The organism is Segeticoccus sp., assembly GCF_035708005.1.
In genome coordinates, this window is record NZ_DASSTI010000009.1 from 1 (window position 1) to 4,438 (window position 4,438).

The 4,438-nt window shown below is 71.7% G+C and carries 7 protein-coding genes; 5 read left to right on the plus strand and 2 right to left on the minus strand.

All coding sequences use genetic code 11. The annotated features are described in order from the left end of the window. The 5 genes from VFL99_RS00710 to VFL99_RS00730 all read left to right on the plus strand — a co-directional run. Nucleotides 1-597, plus strand: a 597-nt coding sequence (locus VFL99_RS00710) for a TetR/AcrR family transcriptional regulator (RefSeq protein WP_325104397.1), incomplete at its 5' end; no start/stop codon positions are given. A gap of 14 nt (nucleotides 598-611) precedes the next feature. Next, nucleotides 612-1,394, plus strand: a complete 783-nt coding sequence (locus VFL99_RS00715) for a 3-hydroxybutyrate dehydrogenase (RefSeq protein WP_325104398.1) — start codon at nucleotides 612-614, stop codon at nucleotides 1,392-1,394. Continuing rightward, nucleotides 1,391-2,272 carry an alpha/beta hydrolase gene (locus VFL99_RS00720; RefSeq protein WP_325104399.1) on the plus strand — a complete coding sequence of 294 codons (882 nt, stop codon included), beginning with the start codon at nucleotides 1,391-1,393 and terminating at the stop codon, nucleotides 2,270-2,272. Before VFL99_RS00715 ends, VFL99_RS00720 begins: the two co-directional genes overlap by 4 nt. Beyond that, a complete protein-coding gene (locus VFL99_RS00725) occupies nucleotides 2,269-3,318 on the plus strand; it encodes an alpha/beta fold hydrolase (protein WP_325104400.1) in 1,050 nt (349 codons plus the stop codon). Before VFL99_RS00720 ends, VFL99_RS00725 begins: the two co-directional genes overlap by 4 nt. A gap of 42 nt (nucleotides 3,319-3,360) precedes the next feature. Beyond that, the gene (locus VFL99_RS00730) at nucleotides 3,361-3,582 is read left to right on the plus strand and encodes an SCO4848 family membrane protein (RefSeq protein WP_325104401.1); all 222 of its coding nucleotides are present in this window, start codon (nucleotides 3,361-3,363) and stop codon (nucleotides 3,580-3,582) included. Here the strand turns inward: VFL99_RS00730 and VFL99_RS00735 are convergent. Next, the gene (locus VFL99_RS00735) at nucleotides 3,579-4,280 is read right to left on the minus strand and encodes a succinate dehydrogenase iron-sulfur subunit (RefSeq protein ID WP_325104402.1); all 702 of its coding nucleotides are present in this window, start codon (nucleotides 4,278-4,280) and stop codon (nucleotides 3,579-3,581) included. The genes VFL99_RS00730 and VFL99_RS00735 overlap by 4 nt on opposite strands. Further along, nucleotides 4,280-4,396 carry a hypothetical protein gene (locus tag VFL99_RS00740; RefSeq protein WP_414713694.1) on the minus strand — a complete coding sequence of 39 codons (117 nt, stop codon included), beginning with the start codon at nucleotides 4,394-4,396 and terminating at the stop codon, nucleotides 4,280-4,282. Before VFL99_RS00740 ends, VFL99_RS00735 begins: the two co-directional genes overlap by 1 nt. Nucleotides 4,397-4,438: the final 42 nt, after the last annotated feature.

A 4,438-nucleotide genomic window follows, 5' to 3' on the forward strand; every position in this document is an offset into this window, starting at 1 on the left:
ACCGACCGCGGCAGCAACACGCGGCGCCGGCTGCTGGAGGCGGCCGAGCAGGTGTTCGCCGAGCGCGGCTACCACGACGCGTCCATCGTGAAGATCACCGAGGCCGCCGGCGTCGCGCAGGGCACGTTCTACATCTACTTCGCCAGCAAGCAGGAAATCTTCGACGAGGTGGTGCTCGACCTCAACCACCGGGTGCGGCAGGCGATGGCCGAGGCGTCCTCGCAGGGCACCAGCCGCTCCGACGCCGAGCGGCGCGGCTTCGAGGCGTTCTTCCGGTTCACCGGGGAGCACCCGGCGCTCTACCGGATCATCCGCCAGGCGGAGTTCGTGTCGCCGCACACGCTGCGGCTGCACTACCAGCGCATCGTGGAGGGGTACGTCGAGGGGCTGACCCGCGCCAAGGAGGCCGGCGAGGTCGCTGACCTCGACCCAGTGGTGGTGGCCTGGGCGCTGATGGGCACCGGCGAGCTGATCGGCATGCGCTACGTGCTCTGGGACGACAAGCGGCAGATTCCGCAGGGCGTCTTCGAGGAGATGATGCGCTTCGTGCGGCGGGGGCTCGGGGCCGACCACGGCGACGAGGACAGCAACCAGTGAGAGGAGACGACGCGATGGCGGACGCAACGGAGACGGGCAGCAGCCCGGGCACCGCCGACCTCACCGGCCGGACCGCGCTGGTCACAGGTGGGGCCAGCGGCATCGGCCGGGCCTGCGCGGTGCGGCTGGCCGCGGCGGGCGCCACGGTGGTGGTCACCGACGTGGACGCGGACGCCGCGAAGGCGGTCGCCGACGAGATCGGCGGCGAAGCCTGGGTGGTCGACCTCGCCGACACCGCGGCGCTGGCCGGGCAGCGCCTCGAGGTGGACGTGCTGGTCAACAACGCGGGCGTGCAGCACGTCGCGCCCGTCGAGGAATTCCCGCCCGAGCGTTTCGGGTTCATCCTCCGGCTGATGCTGGAGTCCCCGTTCCTGCTGGTGCGGGCTGCGCTGCCGCACATGTACTCCCGCGGTTTCGGCCGGGTGGTGAACATCTCCTCGGCACACGGGCTGGTCGCCTCGCCGTACAAGTCCGCCTACGTCGCGGCCAAGCACGGCCTCGAGGGCCTGTCGAAGGTCATCGCGCTGGAGGGCGGCGGCCGCGGCGTCACCTCGAACTGCATCAACCCCGGCTACGTGCGCACCCCGCTGGTGGAGAAGCAGATCGCCGACCAGGCGCGCATCCACGGCATCCCCGAGGCGGAGGTGGTGGAGAAGGTGATGCTCACCGAGCCGTCGATCAAGCGGCTCGTCGAGCCGGAGGAGGTCGCGGAGCTGGCCGCGTACCTGTGCTCCCCGGCGGGCTCGTTCGTCAACGGCGCCTCGTTGCCGATCGACGGCGGATGGACCGCCCGGTGAGCTCCTACGACAGCTTCGACGTGCCCGTCACGGGCGGCGACCTGCGGGTGGGTCGGTGGACGGCGGCGGATCCGGCGGCGCCGGTAGTGGTCGCCGCGCACGGCGTCACCGCGAACCACCGCACCTGGGCACTGGTGGCCGAGCGGGCCGAGGTCACCGTGGTGGCCCCGGACCTGCGAGGCCGCGGAAGAAGCGCCGCGTTGGAGGGCGAGGCCGGGATGGTCCGGCACGCCGAGGACCTGCTCGCCGTCCTGGACCACCTGGACCTCGACGCCGCGGTGGTCGCCGGGCACTCCATGGGCGGGTTCGTGGCCGCCGCGTTCGCCGACAACCACCCGGACCGGACCGCCGCGCTGGTGCTGCTCGACGGCGGCCTCCCGCTGCCCCCACCACCGGCCGGCACCACGCCCGAGGAGGCGCTGAACGCGACGCTCGGGCCGGCCGCCCAGCGGCTGACCATGACGTTCGCCTCCGAGGCCGACTACCTGGACTTCTGGCGGCCGCACCCGGCGCTGCACGAGGACTGGAGCCCGGCCGTGGAGGACTACCTGAGCTACGACCTGGTCGGCGAGCCGCCCGAGCTGCGCTCCAGCGTCGCGCTGGCCGCCCTCGAGGACGACACCCGCGACCAGCTGGACCCGGACGGCATCGACGCCCGGGTGCGCCGGGCGCCGCAGGGCACGATCTTCCTGCGCGCCGGGTTCGGGCTGCTCGCCGAGCCGGGCGGGCTCTACCCGCCGGACCTGACCGCGGAGTACGCCCGCCGCTACCCGAACCTCGAGGTCCGGCACCTCGAGGACGTGAACCACTACACGCTGCTGCTCGGCACGACCGGGGCGGCGGCGGTCGCCAAGCTGCTCACGGAGGTGACCCGGTGACCCTGGCCCGCGTCAAGTGCGACCTGGTCGCCACCCGGCGGCTGCGCACCTGTGTTCGCCACGACGGCCGTGGCGGCGAGCCGGTGCTGCTGCTGCACGGCAACGTGTCCTCGTCGGTGTTCTGGGAGGACACCCTGCTTGCGCTGCCGGACGGTTTCCGGGGGTTGGCTCCCGACCTGCGTGGCTTCGGGGACACCGAGCCGCTGCCGGTGGACGCGACCAGGGGGCTGCGGGACTTCGCCGACGACGTGCACGCGCTCGTCGAGGCGCTGAGCCTGCACCGGGTGCACCTGGTGGGCTGGAGCATGGGCGGCGGCGTGGCGATGCAGTACGTCATCGATCACGCGGACCGGGTCGCCGGCCTCACGCTGGTCAACCCGGTCTCGCCGTACGGCTTCGGAGGTACGACGGGGGAGGACGGCCGGCTGGTCTGGCCCGACGGCGCCGGCTCGGGTGCCGGCACGGTGAACCCGGAGTTCGTGACACGGATCGCCGAGGGCGACCTGGGCGACGACCCCGCCTCCCCGCGGGGGGTGATGAACGCGGTCTACTTCTCCGGGACGACCGCCGGTGACCGGGAGGACGCCTACGTCGCCTCGATGGTGTCCACGGCGGTGGGCGAGGGCTCCTACCCCGGGGACAGCGTCGTCTCCGCGCACTGGCCGGGGGTTGCCCCCGGCGGTCGTGGGGTGCTGAACGCGATGGCCCCGGTGCACTGCGACCTCAGCGGCATCGTCGACGCACGGCCCAAGCCGCCCGTGCTGTGGGTCCGCGGAGCCGAGGACCGGATCGTCTCCGACGCCTCGATGCTGGACCTCGCCGTGCTCGGCCGGATGGGACAGCTCGAGGGCTGGCCGGGCGAGCAGGAGATGCCCCCACAGCCGATGGTCGCGCAGACCCGCCGGGTGCTGGATCGCTACCGCGACGCGGGCGGCGACTGCGAGGAGGTCGTGGTCCAGGGCGCCGGCCACTCACCGCACGTGGAGCGGCCCGAGGAGTTCCGCCGTGCGCTGTTCGGGTTCCTCAGCGAGTGCGCCGTGTCCTGACCCGGTCATCGGCCGCGTCCGGCCACCGGGCAGGATGGGCTCGTGAAGTTCCAACGCAAGCACGCCGTCCTCCTGCTCGCCATCGCCGCCTGGAACCTGTTCAGCTACGGCAACTTCGCGAAAAACCTCTACCGCGCCCACGCGGCCGGCGAGGAACGACCCACCGGCTACTGGGTGGCGCACATCACGCTGATCGTGGTGAACACCCTGATCGCCGGGGTCCTCGGCCGGCTCGGCCTCAAGGCCTGGAGGGCCGCCCGCTAGCGGCGGAAGATCAGCGCCCGCTTCACTTCCTGGATCGCCTTGGTGACCTCGATGCCCCGGGGGCAGGCCTCGGTGCAGTTGAAGGTGGTTCGGCAGCGCCACACGCCCTCGCGGTCGTTGAGGATCTCCAGCCGCTGGTCGGTGGCCTCGTCCCGGCTGTCGAAGATGAACCGGTGGGCGCCGACGATGGCCTGCGGGCCGAAGTACTGACCGTCGGTCCAGTACACCGGGCACGACGTGGTGCAGGCCGCGCACAGGATGCACTTGGTGGTGTCGTCGAACCGCTCCCGCTCCTCCTGGGACTGCAGCCGCTCCCGGGTCGGCTCGTTGCCCGAGGTGACCAGGAACGGCATCACCGAGCGGTAGGCGTCGAAGAAGGGCTCCATGTCGACCACGAGGTCCTTGAGCACCGGCAGCCCCTTGATCGGCTCAACGGTGATCGGCTCGGCGGGGTTGACGTCCTTGAGCAGCGTCTTGCAGGCCAGCCGGTTCTTGCCGTTGATCCGCATCGCGTCGGAGCCGCAGACGCCGTGGGCGCACGAGCGCCGGAACGTCAGCGACCCGTCGAGGTCCCACTTGACCTTGTGCAGCGCGTCCAGCACCCGGTCGGTGGGCTCGGCGGTGACCTGGTAGGTCTCCCAGCGGGACTCCTCGGAGACCTCCGGGTTGTAGCGCAGGATCTTGACGGTGACGTCCATCAGTACTTCCGCTCCATCGGCTTGTAGCGCGTCTCCACGACCGGCTTGTAGTCCAGCCGGATGCGGTACGACGTGGCGTCGCCGTCCTGCTCGCGGTAGGCCATCGTGTGCTGCATGAAGTTCACGTCGTCGCGCTTCGGGTAGTCCTCGCGGAAGTG